This is a genomic window from Beduinella massiliensis, assembly GCF_900199405.1.
In the GTDB taxonomy this organism is placed as follows: Bacteria; Bacillota; Clostridia; order Christensenellales; family Aristaeellaceae; genus Beduinella; species Beduinella massiliensis.
Genome location: NZ_LT963430.1, coordinates 3,237,960 through 3,253,131, shown reverse-complemented (window position 1 = coordinate 3,253,131; position 15,172 = coordinate 3,237,960). Strand labels below are relative to the sequence as shown.

Below are 15,172 nucleotides of genomic sequence, written 5' to 3'. Positions count from 1 at the left end.
TGTTGTTGATAGGGCTTGGGGCTTTCCGTGTCTGGAGGGCCTCTGGAAAGCGACGAAACCGTCTCCGGATGCAACCGCGGGACGGCAGAATATAAAGGCAAGCGAGGTGACGGCAAGTGATCGAAACCTTTGACATCGCGGGCTACGCACGCATCTCCGTGGACGACGAGCTGGACAAGGACAACACCTCCATCGAAAACCAGAAGGCGATCCTCGCGGACTACGTGAAGCAGCGTTTTCCCGGCAGCACGCTCACCTTTTACGAGGACCGCGACCGCTCTGGCTATACCTTTGAACAGCGCGAGGGCTATCAGTCCATGCGCCGCGAGCTGATGGCGCACCGCAAGGACATCCTCCTCGTCAAGGATTTTTCGCGGTTTTCCCGCCGCAACAGTCGCGGCCTGGTGGAGCTGGAGGACCTCCGCGACGCCGGGGTCCGCATCATCTCCATCGGCGACGGCATCGACTTTCCCAATGACGACGATTGGCTGAAGATTCAGTTTCAGTTCCTGATCAATGAGATGCCCGTCACCGACACCTCCAAGAAGGTCAGAAACGTCATCAAGCGGCGGCAGGTGGACGGCCGGTGGATCTGCGCCGCGCCCTACGGCTATATCGTGAACCGGCAGCGGGAATTCGAGGTCGTGCCAACCGAGGCGGACATCGTTCGGCGGATTTTTGCGCTCTACAATCACGAGGGCTGGGGATACAAGAAGATCGCCAACTTCCTCACTGAGCAGGGGATTCCTACCCCGCGTATGTCCGAACAGATGCGCAAGGAAGCCGAGGGCGAAAGCTACAACCGCCCGGTAAAGGCCGCGTGGAGCATCGTGAGCGTTCAGGGCATCCTGGACAACGACTTTTACATCGGCACGTTGCGGCAGGGCAAGTATACGCGGGCCAAGATCAACGGCAGGGACGTGAAGCGGGACGAGGAAGAGCACATCGTCATCGAAAACCACCATCAGGCCATCGTCGATTACCGCACCTTCGCCACGACGCGGGCCCTGCGGGAAAAGCGCACCCGCTCCAACTACCGGGGCGTGAAGAAGTATGACAACGTGTACTCCGGCTTTCTGGAATGCGGCGACTGCGCAGGCCCCATGTTCGCCATGAGCCGCAGCGACTTGAAGCCCGCCTACACCTGCGGTACGTACCACCGGCGTGGCCTCGCCGGGTGCACCTCTCACCATATTCGGGCGGACAGGCTGGATGAGCTGCTGAAAATCTACGTCCGGCGCGTGATGGAGGGTTCCTCCGGCATGCTGGAACAGCTCAACGCCGGCCTTTCCCGGGAGAGAGAAGACGTGGCGGAGACCGAGCAGTCCGCCGATCATCTGGCGGAGGTGCTCAGCGACCTGCACGAGGAGCTGAAGGCCACCAAGCGCCAGCGCATCCGGGATCTGATGAAGCACCCCGAGCAGGAAGCCCTGCTGGAAGAGACGTACGACGAGCTGGAGGGCGATCTGCAAAGGAAGATAGAAGGGCTGAACCGTCAGATCGGCCTGCTTTCGGACAGGCGCAACACCATTTTGCGGGTCAACCGCGTCGCCAAGACGGCGATGGACGTATTCCGGGACGTGCTGGAAAAGGAGAAGCTCGAGCGCAACGACCTCGAACTCATCATCGACCGCATCCGGGTATTCGAGGACCATCTGGAGATCTACCTGCAGGCGGACATCGACGCGCTGCTTCGCTCCTGCACGTTGGAGGAAGCCGTAAATTTTAACCGGGGCATCGAAAATATCCTGCAATGCCGTCTTGTCCAAAGCGCGAAGAACCAAAAGGACAAGGTTTTCGATGCCCATGTTATCAGTGACGGCGACCCGCTGGAGATTTATACGGACAAGGACGGCGAGGTGATCCTCAAGAAGTATTCCCCGATCGGGGAAATCTCCTCCTTCGCCAAGGATTACACGGAGTCGCTCTTCCGTTCGCTGGGGCACATCGCGTGCATCTGCGACCGCGACATGGTCGTGTCCGCCAGCGGCGTATCGCGCAAGGAGCTGTGGGATAAGCCCATCAGCCGCGACCTGGAGGCGGCGATTCAGGGCCGCCAGGTCGTCAACGTCAGCCGCCAATCCGGCGGCAAGATGCTGGCCGTGACGAACGAGGAAGACGCCGCCGCGTACACCGCGCAGGTGATCTGCCCGATCATCGCGGACGGCGAATCCATCGGCGCGGTGCTGCTCCTTTCGCGCGAACAGAACGCGAAGATGGGCGACACCGAGCTCAAGGTTGCGGAGACGACGGCTTCCATCGTGGGCCGTCAGATGGAGCAGTAAGCGCGCCGAAACGCGCGAAGGCTCCGAAGCGGGCCGCACAGGCGCAGGCCCCATTGAAAGCCGTCGGGATCGTACGATTCCGGCGGCATCTTTTGTAAATTTGCAAAAAGGCAAAAAAGCCCGCCGCATGCGCTTTACGAAGCCGCGTTTATCGACTATACTGATGGACAGAGGCGCAGGATGGGCGGCGAGGCTTTTCCCATCAGGGATCGCCGCGCGGCCCGCGGTAAAGGAGGGGGTTCCAATGGCCCGGACGTATTCGGATTTTCATCGCAGGGCGATGGATAAGGTCAGGCGCCTTTGGCACCTTTATGTCGTGAACGAGAATCCGGACCAAATGGAAAGGGAACTGGCATCGCTTCCCGCCGATCTGCTGATGATCGGGACGGGCAGGCACGAGCTTTACAAGTGCCGGGAGGAATTCCTGCGGGGGATGATGGCCGACCAGACGGAGGCGCGCGACATTCAATTTGAACTGCAGGACGAGTGGTACGACGTACAGGCGATCAGCGCGGACGTCTGCGTCGTCTACGGCAGCATCTGGGCGCGTGAGAAGGTGACGCCCGGCAAGGCGGTGCTCGTGGACATGGAGGGCAGCCGCTTTACCGTGGTTTGCCGGGACACGGGAAGCGGCGTTGAAATTTGCACCGTGCACCATTCCATGCCGTATGCCGACCAGGGGGAGGACGAGTTCTACCCCAAATCGCTCGCTTCGCTGGCCAACGAAGCCCTCAAGAAGACAAAGGCGCTGGAACGGCGGGTCGAGATGGATCACATGACCGAGCTGTACAACCGGGTCTATATGGAGCGGCGCGTGACCCAGGCGATCGGGCGGGAAAACGGCTGCTTTTTCGCGATCGACCTGGACGAATTCAAGCGCGTCAACGATACCATGGGTCATCTGGCGGGCGATCAGGTCATCCGTGAGTTTGCGCGCGCGCTTAAACGGGCCTTCGCCCCCTCCGCGATTCTGGGACGGATGGGCGGCGACGAATTTGCCGTATGGGACAGCGCCGTCTCGGACCGCAAGGAGGCGGAAGGGCGTTTCGCGGCGCTGGCCGAAAGCTGCCGGACGCTCTCGGAGGGCGTCGGTACGCACGTCAGCTGCTCGGCCGGCATCGCTTTCAGCGGCCGGGCCGGGGAGGACTTTACCGCCCTCTATCAGCGCGCGGACCGCGCGCTGTACCGGGCGAAGTCGCTGGGAAAAGGACGCTTTTGCTGGGCTGAATGAACCGTGAAATGAAAAAAGGAGCCGTTCCCTGAATGCGGGCGCCGCAGCGTCCGTACACGGGGAACGGCTTTTTGGGTTTGTCGGAAATTCGCGGGATGCGGCCGCGCGCGCCGGCACGCCGCCGGACGCTCAGCCCTGCTCGAGCGGGAAGAACTGCTGCGTGGCGTGCGGAACGGAGTTGAAGTAGGCGGTGACGATGGGGTTTTCCTCGCTGCGCATCTTTTGGCGCCATTGGCTGGGCGATATGCCGTGGATACGGCGGAACTGGCGGCTGAAGCTGGAGGGCGATGGATAGCCCACCTGCATGCCGATGTCGGTGACGGAATACTCGCAGTTGTAGAGCAGCACGCAGGCGCGGTCGATGCGGATGACCTGCAGGTAGTCCAGCGGGGCCCAGCCGAGCACCTGCTTGAAGAGCCGCCGGAAGTGCGAGGTGCTGACGTGGCAGAGCTGGGCGAGCTCTTCGATGGAGAGGTCGTTCATGTAATTTTCCGCGATAAAGGAGATGGCCGGGGCGATGCAGCCCATCCGGGGGTTGATGAAGTGATCGCTCGGCTGCACGGTAGGGGAGACGCGCAGCAGCAGGAGGAAGAACGCGTACAGCAGCTCGCGCACGATATGGTGGTAGTGCTGGCCCTGCCCCTCCATCTCCCCGATGATCATCTCGGTCAGCGCGAAAATCTGCGGGTGCTCCCTGGCGGAGAGGATGCAGTCCGCCCCTGCGAGAAGCCGCTGGTATTGGTTGATGGCGTTGGCCAGGCGCGGGGAGAGCTGGGGCAGCAGCTGAATGGGGTCGACGTAAATCCACTTCCAGCCGCAGACGGCGCCCTCGTCCACGATGTTGGCATGGGGCGCGTTGGGCGGCGCGAGCACGATGGCCGGGGCCTCGAAGTGCACTTCCTTGTCGTCCACGTAGTACTGACCGCTGCCCTTGTAGAGGTAACCGATTTCCAGGCAGTTGTGAAAGTGCATGCGGGAAACAGGCTCGCGGACGTATTGCCACGAGTCGCCCAGCAGGCCGATGACCGGGAAGTGTGCCGGCAGGTCGAAATGCCTGTAGAAGATGTTGTGCTGCATGTTCTGCTGTGCGTCCTGTCGCGTATCCATGAAGACACCTCGCTTGACGTTGCCCGAATGGCTTTGATTATAGCATGGAAGGCGGCGATGTCAAGCGGGAAGCGCAGATCGCGCAAAGAAGGGAGCCCCTTGCGGGCTCCCGGAAGCTGTGATGGACCTGAGGGACGCCGGGGTTACGCCAGACGGCGCACCGCGTCCACGACCCAGCCGATCCGCTCCTTGTCGATGCTGGCGGGCAGCGTGCAGTCGGCGCCGAGGATCACGCCGGTCGTGCCGGCCGCTTGAACGAGCGCGCGGGTCGTGGCTTCGACCTCCTCGCGCGTGCCGGAGAAGAGCACCCCGCAGGGCCGGTTGTCAAACCCGCCGAGCACGCACTTGCCCCCGAAGAACGCCTTGCCCTGCGTGAGGTCCATGTCCTCGATGAAGCAGGCCCAGTTGATGGCCTTAGCCGGGTAATCCTGCCAGACCTCCAGATGGTTGGGGATGCCCGCCCAGCCGCAGCAGTGCAGCACGTTGTTCTCGCTGAACCGGTTGGCGTGTTCGAGCACCGCGCGGTCGGAGGGACCGATGAGCTCGCGGTACGTTTCGACGCTCATGCGATCCTTTTCGCCCCCCTGTACGCAGTAGTAGATGCCGTCGATTCCGGCTTCCCGGATCAGCAGCTCGCTGAGCAGAGCGGCGTCCTTCGCGATGACGTCGAGCGCGTACTGAACGGCCTTCGGATCTTCCTTCAGATGGCGGGTCACCAGCTCGTTGCTGGTGCCGAAGCGGATGAGGGAAAAGGGCGCGAACACGTTGTAGATGACCACCATGTCGTCCTTCAGCCCGGCCTTCACGGCCTTCGCGCGCGCGACCTGCTCGCGGATGAAGGGGGAATCCGGCCCCAGCGGCTGCATGTTGTACCAGTCCTGCGGCGATTGGACCGACTTGGCGACGGGATTCGGGTAGTCGAAATAGCTGTCGCACATGATCTTCACCATGTCGACGTCGATGTGGTTGTAGTAGTCCAGGTGCGCCTTGACGCACGCCTCGCCTACGCCCTGATCGGCCTGAAAGTGAAACCAGAAGCCTACGGGAGGCCTGTCGACCGGCAGGTTGTTCAGGGCGGCCAGGACTCTTTCACGCTTGTTCATAAAAAGGACCTCCTTTAATACTGGGGTGTTTTTTACTTGGCGATCATCATATCCAGAATGACGCGGTCGGTGGCTTGCATGCCGAGGCTGCCCAGGCTGCCGAGGTTTTGAATCGTCTGCTCCACGTCCTCCGCGATGATGCCGTCCAGGCAACCCGCGCCGGCGCCCGCGAGGGCGAGCTGCGCGCACTGCATGGCGCTGGCGACCGACGTGGCGATCTTGAGGGCGCAGCCCGACTTCGCGCCGTCGCAGATGAGGCCGGAGATGTCCGCGATCATGTTCTTGATGGCGCGGCACAGGGCGCTCTGCGTGCCGCCCAGCAGGTACGTGATAGCGCAGCACGAGCCGATGGAGGCGGCGATGGCGCAGCCGCACAGCGGCGAGAGGCGGCCGATGTGGGTCTTGATGTGGATGGTGACGAGCTGGCTGAGCGCCTGCGCGCGCAGCAGGCTTTCCTCGCTCGCGTTCAGGCGGCGGGCGACGGCCACGACGGGCAGCGTCGCCGTGAGTCCCTGGTTGCCGCTGCCTGCGGTGCTCATCACGGGCAGCGTGCAGCCCGCCATGCGCGCGTCCGCAGCGGCGGCTGTGTAGGCGACGACGTAATCCTTGAGCGGCACGTCGCCTATAGGGCCATCCCCGCGCAGCACTTTGCCCACGCGCATGCCGTAATCGCTGCGCAGCCCTTCCTCCGCGATCGCCTCGTTCATTTCGATCGCCTCGCGCAGGAACGCGAGCGCGGATACGTCCACCGAAGTGACGAAGCGGTAGATGCCCGCGACGTCCATTGGATGGTCCGATGCGGCCCCCGCGTGCTGCGCGCCCGTGCGGCCCTGCTCGAGCACGGCGCCGTCGAGCGTCACGAGCGCGATGTGAGTGTGCGCGTCCTCGATGACGCAGCGTGCGGTGTGCGCGTCCTTGACGAGCTCCGCTTCGATGTAGAGCTTCTTGTCCGTCTCCTTGGGCTTGACCTGAACGAGTCCCTGCGCGGCCAGGCGCCGGGCTCGTGCGCGGTCTTTCTCGTCCGCGCCGCTGAGCACCTCCAACCCGTAGTCGGAGCGTCCCGCGACGCAGCTGAGCGCGGCGGCGATTTCCAGACCGACCATGCCGGTGCCGGGGATGCCGACGCCCATCGCGTTTTTGAGGATATTGCGGCTCACGCGCAGGCGCACGCTGTCCGGCATGGCGCCGAGCGCTTCTCTGGCGCGGGCGACAGCCAGAGCAGCGGCGATGGGTTCCGTACAGCCCAGGGCGGGCTTGATCTCCTCGCGCAGGATGTCAAGGTAGGCATTTGCTTCCATGTGTAGCTCCTTCTATCGAGAGGGTGTCGAGGGCGTCCAGCGCGACGACCGCCGCCGCGTAGACGCGCATGAAGTCGAGCAGGCGCTCGATGTCCTCGCTTTCGTCGCACTGGTGGTAATCGCCGTGTCCTTCGCGGAAGATGTGACGGGGAAATTCGCGGCCCGGCATGCCGGGGCCGAAGCCGAACGCGTTCGGCAGGCAGGAGGCATAATTGCCGCCGGACATGGCGAACGGCGCGCTGTCGGTGTGCATGACCTCATTATAGGTATCGGTGAGCAGGCGGACGACCGGGTGTTCGCGGGGAAAGCTGACGGGCCGCCGCAGGCGCAGAACCTCCGCCTGAACGTCGAGGCGCGCGCACGCGTCCTTCGCGCTTTGTACCAGCGCATCGGGGTCACAGCAAACGGGCAGGATCGCAAACACGTTTACGTAAAGACGTCCCCGCGTGACCTCCATACGGGTGGGCGCCATCAGGAGCGCGCCGGAAAACGCGTCCGCAAACGCGATGCCGAGCGGCGCGCCGTCCGCGGCGGCGCAGAGCGTGCGGAGCGCCCGAAGCTTTTCAGCCTCTTCGGGCAGGCGCTGCGCGAGCGCTTCCAGCAGCAGGAGGATCGCGTTGTCCTCCGGGGAGGCGTTGTAGACATGCGTGCTTTTGCCGTGCATGCGGAGCGTCTCCCCGCCTGGCAGGCGCGCCGTGATTTCCTCCGGCGTCACAGAGGGATTGTTGCGCATCTCGATCGAGACGTCCGGAACAAAGGGAACGGAGAGCGACAGCGTCATCGCGCCCCGCTGCGCGCAGCAGACGGGGAAGCCGCTGTCGGGCACGATGGAGAGGTCGGGGCAGGGATAGTGCGCGGCGAAATAGCGCGCGTCCTCCATGCCGCACTCCTCGTTCGTGCCCAGATAGAGCGTGTACCCGTGGCGCAGCGGAATGCCCAGGTCGCGCAGGCAGTTCATCACGTGAAAGACGCCGATGGCGGGAGACTTGTTGTCCTGTACGCCCCGGCCGATGATGTAGCGATCCTCGACGACGGTGGCTTCAAAGGGCGGGTAATCCCAGTCGCCCGGTTCGGGGACGGGCACGACGTCCAGGTGTGCCCAGAAGCCGACGGTTTGATCGCCCTTTTGAAATTCAATCGCGCCGACGTAGTTGTCGTAATTTCGCGTCTCGTATCCATGCCGACGGCCTAAAGAAAGCATGTGATCCAGCACGTCCCGGCAGGGTTGGCCGAAGGGCGCGACGGCGCTTCCGGGCTCCGACACGCTGGGCACGGCGACGAGCTCGATCAGGTCGCGGATGATCTCCTCGCGGTGCGCGTGAAGCCAGGCGTCGACGCGCTCTGACAATGGGGCTTCCATGGTAGATCCCTCCTTTGCGGGGTAAAGGTGTGCGATCAGTCCACATCATAACGCATGGCACAGGCATTTGCATGTGGGAATGGCGCAGAAATCGAGCAAAAACGACCTTTTTGCCGCCGCGGCGCACGCCCCGCGAGGTTTAAGCGATTTATCCCGTTTTTTGCTCGTTTTAGATCGGACAATGCATAGCTTTTGTGTTATGATATAGATCAATCAACCTGGAAAGGATGGGGCTCATGCTTGAAAACAGGCTACGGCGCGTGCGGGAACGGATGGCGATGAACGGGCTGTCTCAGATCATCGTCACGCAGCCGCAGGCGATTTACTACCTGACAGGGGAGTGGGTCGAACCGCACGACCGATTGGACGCGCTCGTGGTCACGCAGGCGGCGTGCAGGATGCTCTGCTACGTGCTGGCGGTGATCAATCCGGAGGGGTGTGATGTGACCGTGTACAGCGACACGGGGCGCACCGCGGCGACGCTTTCGGATCTTTTGGAGGACGCTGATACGGGCGTGGACGGCTACCTCGCCAGCAGGTTTCTGCTTCCGCTGATGGCGGCCCGCCCGGAGCTGCGCTTCACGGTCAGCTCCTGCGTGGAGGAAGCGCGAATGATCAAGGAGCCGGACGAGGTCATGCGCCTGCGGCGGGCGAGCGAGATCACGGATCTCGTGTTCGAGGACGCGTTTGCCCGCCTTCGGGAGGGGATGACGGAGCTGGAGCTCGGCGCCGTCTTTTCCGAGTGCTTTGAAAGGCGGGGCGTGGGGCGCTTTCAGGGAGACCCGATGGTCTGTTTCGGAAAGGGCTCGGCGGAGCCGCACCACGCGCCGGGCGACGCGCGGCTGTGTCCGGGCGACGCGGTGAGCGTGGACACGGGCAAGCGCATCGACGGCTATTACAGCGACATGACGCGGACCGTCTTCTTTAGAAGCTGTTCCGCGCTTCAGCGCGAGGTTTACGAGGTCGTGCTGGAGGCGAACCGGGCGGCCATCGCGGCGGTGCGGCCGGGCGTCCCGATCGCGCAGATCGACCGGGCGGCGCGGGAGGTCATCGAGCGCGCGGGATATGGCGACCGCTATCCGCACCGCACCAGCCACGGCATCGGCATCGACTATCACGAGGAGCCGTTCGACGTGGGCGGACGGAACCTGCCGGTGGCGGAAAACATGTGCTTTTCCATCGAGCCGGGCATCTACCTGCCCGGGGCGTTCGGCGTGCGCATCGAGGATCTGGTCTGCGTCACGAAGGAAGGCTGCGAGCTCTTCAATCACCACCCCAAGGAGCTGCGCATCGTCGGCTGATGCCCCGCTGGCATAAAAAATGCTCCGCCGAAGGGATTCCCCCTTCGGCGGAGCGCTGATGCGCTGCTTTTCAGCTTTTAATGATGGAAGAGCCGGATGCCGGTGAAGGCCATCACCATGCCGTACTTGTCGCAGCACTCGATCACGGCGTCGTCGCGCACGGAGCCGCCCGGCTCCGCGACGTACTGAACGCCGCTCTTGTGCGCGCGCTCGATGTTGTCGGAGAAGGGGAAGAAGGCGTCGGAGCCCAGCGTCACGCCCTGCAGGCGGTCGAGCCACGCGCGCTTTTCCTCGCGGGTGAAGACCGGCGGCTTTTCCTTGAAGAGACGCTGCCAGGCGCCGTCCGCCAGCACGTCCATGTACTCCTCGCCGATGTACACGTCGATGGCGTTGTCGCGGTCCGCGCGGCGGATGCCGTCCACGAACGGCAGGTTCAGCACCTGCGGGGACTGGCGGAGGAACCAGTTGTCGGCCTTCTGCCCGGCCAGGCGCGTGCAGTGCACGCGGGATTGCTGGCCCGCGCCCACGCCGATGGCCTGACCGTCCTTCACGAAGCATACGGAGTTGGACTGCGTGTACTTGAGCGTGATGAGCGCGATCTTCAGGTCACGCCGGGCCGCTTCGGGCAGCTCCGTGTTTTTCGTCACGATGTTGGAAAGCAGCGCGTCGTCGATGGGCAGCTCCTGACGCCCCTGCTCGAACGTGACGCCGAAGACCTCCTTGTGCTCCAGCGGGGCGGGGCGGTACTGCTCGTCGATCTGGATGATGCAGTAGCTGCCGTTTTTCTTCTGGCGGAGGATGGACAGCGCCTCCTCGGAATATCCCGGGGCGATCACGCCGTCGGAGACCTCGCGCTTGATAATGGCGGCGGTGCTCGCGTCGCAGGGGTCGGACAGCGCGATGAAGTCGCCGAAGGAGGACATGCGGTCCGCGCCGCGCGCGCGCGCGTAGGCGCAGGCCAGCGGCGAGAGTTCGCCCATGTCGTCCACCCAGTAAATCTTTCTGAGCGTATCGCTGAGCGGCAGGCCCACCGCCGCGCCCGCGGGCGAGACGTGCTTGAACGAGGTGGCGGCTGGCAGCCCGGTCGCCTGCTTCAGCTCGCGAACGAGCTGCCAGCCGTTGAGCGCGTCCAGAAAGTTGATGTAGCCGGGCCTGCCGCCGAGGATCTCCACCGGCAGGTCGCTGGCGTCCGCGACGTAGATGCGCGAGGGCTTCTGGTTGGGGTTGCAGCCGTATTTCAGGGTGAATTCTTTCACGTGGCGTCTTCCTTTCTACTCATAAAGAAGCGGCGTCCTTCGGCCGCCCCGACGGGGATGTCTTACCGGTTCTTGTTGACGATGCGGCTCTCGTGCGCGCCGGACGCGATGTCGATGAAGCGGACGAAGAGGGAGACCTTGTTGTCCTCGTTAAGGCTCTGCCAGAGGAGCCGCGTAAAGGCGTCGATGTCGTTGGGAATGGCGACCGGCCTGGGCTCGCCCGTGAAGCTGGGCAGCGGATCCCCGTCATGCATATAGGTGTGGATGAAGTGGCCCTGCCCCGGCAGGCAGTCGCTGTAGGCGAAGGTAAAGCGGTTGCACTGCGCCGGGTCGCCGTCCGCGCTCTTGAGGATGGACAGCGCGTAGCTGAACGCGCCGTTTTCCACGTGCAGGATGCCGGAGATGCGCGGCGTGTAGTTGGGCGCGTCCGGCTCGAATGCGCGGGTGCGCAGGGATTGCTCAAACGTGAGCTGCCTGTCCATGCCCTCGTAGATCGTGTCCGTCTGATCCCCGTTGGTGACGATCGTCTTGTTGCCGAGCACGCGCACCGGCGCGTAGATGATGAGGCTGGGATCTTTCATCTTCGAGGGGTCGAACGCCTGCGTGCGGATGCCCTCGCCCTCCTCGACGAAGACGCGGTTGCGGCTGTTCTCGCTTCGGCCCATGATGAAGTAGGCGGTCACGGCCGACTTTCCGTCTTCGGACCGGCCGATGACGATTCCCCTGCCGGGATAGGCGTTTTCCTTCAGTTGCTGTTCGAGCGGCGTTTTCAAGCACCATTCCTCCTCTGATCTTTTGAATTGAAAGCGGCCTGGGCGCGGCGGCGATGAAATACGAAAAAAGCCGCACACGTATCCAAGCGTTTGCCCAGACGGTCGGCTTATCCAAGGTTATACTCCCCGTGGTTCCTTCCACTTCCGTCAGTCGTATAACAGCTTCAACGTAGCATGAATTTGGCAAAATGTCAAGCGGGATCGGGCAAAAAAGCGGGCGGGGCGGCGGAAAAAAGGCCCGGCGCGCAGGGCGTCCGGGCCGTGGGGCCAAGGGGATTACTTCGCGAGGATCGCGTCGATGCGCGCGAGCTCTTCGGGCGTGAACCCGGCGTGGCGCAGCGCCGCCGCGTTTTCCACGATCTGCTCCGGGCGGCTGGCGCCGATCAGCGCGGAGGTGACCACCTCGTCGCGCAGCACCCAGCACAGCGCCATCTGGGCGAGGCTCTGATCGCGCGACAGGGCGATTTCGTTCAGCTTTTCAATCTTCGCGATCTTTTCGGGCGTGATGTCGCTGGCGTGCAGGTAACGCGGGTCGTGCGCGGCGCGGGAGTCCGCCGGGATGCCCTTGAGGTACTTGCTCGTGAGCAGGCCGTTTTGCAGCGGCGCAAAGGCGATGCAGCCGACGCTTTCCCGGCGCAGCACGCCGGTCAGCCCGCCCTCGATCCAGCGGTTGAACATGGAGTAGTTCGGCTGGTGGATGAGGCAGGGCGTGCCGAGGGCCTTCAGCGCCTTCACCGCCTCGGAGGTCTGCTCGGCGTTGTAGTTGGAAAGGCCGACGTAGAGCGCCTTGCCCGAGCGCACGATCTGGTCGAGCGCGCCCATCGTCTCCTCGATCGGCGTGTCGGGGTCGGGCCGGTGGTGGTAAAAGATGTCCACGTAGTCAAGGTGCATGCGCCGCAGGCTCTGATCGAGGCTGGCGATCAGGTATTTGCGGCTGCCGTGGTCGCCGTAGGGGCCCTTCCACATGTCGTAACCGGCCTTGGTCGAGATCACCAGCTCGTCGCGGTGGGGCTTCCAGTCGCGGTCCATGTGGACGCCGAAGTTCCGCTCCGCCTCGCCGTAGGGCGGGCCGTAGTTGTTGGCCAGGTCGAAATGGGTGATGCCGTTGTCAAAGGCGGTGCGCAGCAGGCTCTGCTGCACGCCGAAGGGCGTGATGTTGCCGAAGTTATGCCAGAGCCCAAGCGAAATCGCGGGGAGCATCAGGCCGCTGCGCCCGCAGCGGCGGTAAGGCATCGCGTCGTAGCGCGATTCGGCGGGAACGTATGTCATGAAAGCGCCTCCTTCTGCTGATGTGTTTTATTATACAGGAAGTCCTCTTTTGAAGCCATCGCGTTTTCGACGAACCTTCGCGCAGAAACGCTTATTTTCGCGCGCATGCGCAGGAACGCATAGGGGACAATTCACCAAACGCCGGGCCCCATGATGATTGATTCTGCACGTTTTCTGCGTCTTTTGCGCTTTTAGTGCGCGAAAATGCTTTGTATAATGAGTTCACATAAAGCTTGGCGTCGACGGCAAAGAATGCCAACAAATCGTGTAATTATTTGCATATGGAAAAGGGGTAGATCCATGAAAGCTTCGGGTGTCGCAAGAGCGAGGGGGCCGCTGCAAAGGTCGATGGGGCAGCGCATCTGGCATGCCGTCGTCGAATACCGCTATCTGCACCTGATGGTGCTGCCGGGACTTTGTTTTTTTATCCTCTTCAAGTACGTGCCGATGTACGGCATCCTCATCGCCTTTAAAAACTACAAGGGCGCGGCGGGCGGCTTTGCCGCGATCATGCAGTCCGATTGGGTGGGGCTCAAGAACTTCGAGGTTTTCTTCAAGTCGATCTACTGCAAGCGCGTCTTTAGCAACACGATTTACCTGAGCGTCCTGCGCCTGATCTTCAGCTTCCCCGCGCCGATCCTGCTGGCGCTGATGATCAACGAGATCCGCTCTACCTGGTTTAAGCGCACGGTGCAGACGGTGACCTACATGCCCTACTTTCTCTCGTGGGTCGTGGTGGCCGGGCTGCTCAACACGCTGCTCTCGCCCGACAGCGGCGCGGTAAACGCGCTCATCAAGCTGTGCGGGGGCCAGCCGGTCTACTTCCTGACGAGCAAGCAGTGGTTCCGCCCGATCCTCATCCTGAGCGAAATCTGGAAGAGCATCGGCTACGGCTCCATCGTCTACCTGGCGGCGATCACCAGCATCGATCAGGAGCAGTACGAGGCCGCGCGCGTGGACGGCGCGAACAAGCTTCAGCAGATCCTCCACATCACGCTGCCCGCCATCTCCGAGATCATCGCGATCATGCTGATCCTGCAGATCGGCAAGATGTTCGACGACAACTTCGACCAGATCTTCAACCTCTACAGCCCCTCGGTCTACGAGGTTTCCGACGTGTTTGAAACCTACATCTACCGCAACGGCATTCAGGAGTCCAAGTTCTCCTACACGGCCGCGGTCGGCCTGGTCAAGTCGGTGCTCGCGCTGGCGATGATCCTGTTCAGCAACCGCGCCTCCAAAAAGCTGGGCGCTGAAGGTCTGTTCTGAGAAGGGGAGGAAAGCAAATGGCAGGCACGGTTACAAAGGGCGAGAAGACGTTTCTCGTCGTCAACGACGTCGTCATGGTGGTGCTGTGCGCGATCATGATCTATCCCATCCTCTTCGTCCTCGGCCGCTCGGTGACGCCGGAATTTGAGCGCGCGCTGAACCCGCTGCGCCTGATCCCACGGACGTTCGACTGGTCCGGATACCGGTTCATCCTGTCCTCCGGGTCGAATATCATCAATTCCTACCTGACCACCATCGCCCGCACGCTGATCGGCACGACGCTCAACATCGTCGTGACCACGCTGCTGGCCTACCCGCTCTCCAAGAAGTACTACCCGCCGCGAAGGGCCCTCACCGGCATGATCGTCTTTACCATGTGGTTTTCCGGCGGGCTGATCCCCAGCTTTTTGCTCAACAAGTCCCTGGGGCTCATCAACAACTTCTGGGTGTACATCCTGCCCTCGATGGTCAACGCCTTTAACCTCATCATCATGCGCAATTTCTTCATGCAGATTCCCGACTCGCTGGAGGAATCCGCAAAGCTGGACGGCGCAAACGACCTGCACATCTTCTTTCGCATTTACTTGCCGCTTTCCACCGCGTCCATCGCCACGATCACGCTTTTTTACGCGGTGTATCACTGGAACATGTGGTTCGACTCCATGCTCTACATGAACAGGAAGGAAATGTGGACCATGCAGTACACGCTGCGCCAGCTGATCGACAGCGCCACCGTCGCGGACATCGCCACCGTCGGCTCCGCGATGGACAACATCCCCCCGGCGGAAACCGTTCGTATGTCAACCATCGTCATCGCCACCGTCCCGATCCTGTGCGTCTACCCGTTCCTGCAAAAGTACTTCGTCAAGGGCATGCTGGTGGGTTCGGTGAAGGGCTGAGGCGACGATGGGTGCGAAAAG

At 62.6% G+C, this 15,172-nt stretch carries 12 protein-coding genes and 1 riboswitch; of the genes, 5 read left to right on the top strand and 7 right to left on the bottom strand.

Features of this window, described 5'->3' with window-relative positions; translation table 11 throughout:
* Positions 1–116 precede the first annotated feature (116 nt).
* A complete protein-coding gene (locus C1725_RS15725; RefSeq protein WP_102412575.1) occupies positions 117–2,285 on the top strand; it encodes a stage V sporulation T C-terminal domain-containing protein in 2,169 nt (722 codons plus the stop codon).
* A gap of 244 nt (positions 2,286–2,529) precedes the next feature.
* On the top strand, positions 2,530–3,516 hold the full coding sequence (locus tag C1725_RS15720) for a diguanylate cyclase domain-containing protein (protein ID WP_102412573.1): 987 nt from the start codon (positions 2,530–2,532) through the stop codon (positions 3,514–3,516).
* A 129-nt stretch (positions 3,517–3,645) separates the two neighbouring features.
* On the opposite strand, the gene C1725_RS15715 is transcribed toward C1725_RS15720, so the two are convergent.
* The 4 genes from C1725_RS15715 to C1725_RS15700 form a co-directional block, all read right to left on the bottom strand.
* Positions 3,646–4,623: an AraC family transcriptional regulator gene (locus tag C1725_RS15715; RefSeq protein WP_102412572.1), complete on the bottom strand. Its 978-nt coding sequence runs from the start codon at positions 4,621–4,623 to the stop codon at positions 3,646–3,648.
* 143 nt (positions 4,624–4,766) lie between these two features.
* A complete protein-coding gene (locus C1725_RS15710) occupies positions 4,767–5,726 on the bottom strand; it encodes a uroporphyrinogen decarboxylase family protein (protein ID WP_102412570.1) in 960 nt (319 codons plus the stop codon).
* A gap of 32 nt (positions 5,727–5,758) precedes the next feature.
* Positions 5,759–7,024, bottom strand: coding sequence for an L-serine ammonia-lyase, iron-sulfur-dependent, subunit alpha (locus C1725_RS15705; RefSeq protein ID WP_102412569.1), 1,266 nt, complete (start codon positions 7,022–7,024; stop codon positions 5,759–5,761).
* Positions 7,002–8,384: a M20/M25/M40 family metallo-hydrolase gene (locus tag C1725_RS15700; protein WP_102412567.1), complete on the bottom strand. Its 1,383-nt coding sequence runs from the start codon at positions 8,382–8,384 to the stop codon at positions 7,002–7,004. Before C1725_RS15700 ends, C1725_RS15705 begins: the two co-directional genes overlap by 23 nt.
* A 236-nt stretch (positions 8,385–8,620) precedes the next feature.
* Here C1725_RS15700 and C1725_RS15695 point away from each other — a divergent pair, with 236 nt between their 5' ends.
* Positions 8,621–9,685, top strand: coding sequence for a M24 family metallopeptidase (locus C1725_RS15695; RefSeq protein WP_346026729.1), 1,065 nt, complete (start codon positions 8,621–8,623; stop codon positions 9,683–9,685).
* Between the two features lie 77 nt (positions 9,686–9,762).
* Here the strand turns inward: C1725_RS15695 and C1725_RS15690 are convergent, their stop codons facing one another.
* The 3 genes from C1725_RS15690 to C1725_RS15680 form a co-directional block, all read right to left on the bottom strand.
* Entirely contained in the window at positions 9,763–10,941 is a 1,179-nt protein-coding gene (locus tag C1725_RS15690; RefSeq protein WP_102412563.1) for a phosphoribosylaminoimidazolecarboxamide formyltransferase, read from the bottom strand.
* Between the two features lie 62 nt (positions 10,942–11,003).
* Positions 11,004–11,714, bottom strand: coding sequence for an IMP cyclohydrolase (locus C1725_RS15685; RefSeq protein ID WP_102412561.1), 711 nt, complete (start codon positions 11,712–11,714; stop codon positions 11,004–11,006).
* A gap of 85 nt (positions 11,715–11,799) precedes the next feature.
* Positions 11,800–11,879, bottom strand: a riboswitch (ZMP/ZTP riboswitch).
* 111 nt (positions 11,880–11,990) lie between these two features.
* Entirely contained in the window at positions 11,991–12,983 is a 993-nt protein-coding gene (locus C1725_RS15680) for an aldo/keto reductase (RefSeq protein WP_102412559.1), read from the bottom strand.
* Positions 12,984–13,283: 300 nt separating this feature from the next.
* Here C1725_RS15680 and C1725_RS15675 point away from each other — a divergent pair, with 300 nt between their 5' ends.
* Positions 13,284–14,252: an ABC transporter permease subunit gene (locus C1725_RS15675; protein WP_102412557.1), complete on the top strand. Its 969-nt coding sequence runs from the start codon at positions 13,284–13,286 to the stop codon at positions 14,250–14,252.
* A gap of 17 nt (positions 14,253–14,269) precedes the next feature.
* Positions 14,270–15,151, top strand: a complete 882-nt coding sequence (locus C1725_RS15670; RefSeq protein ID WP_102412555.1) for an ABC transporter permease subunit — start codon at positions 14,270–14,272, stop codon at positions 15,149–15,151.
* The last annotated feature ends 21 nt before the right edge of the window (positions 15,152–15,172 follow it).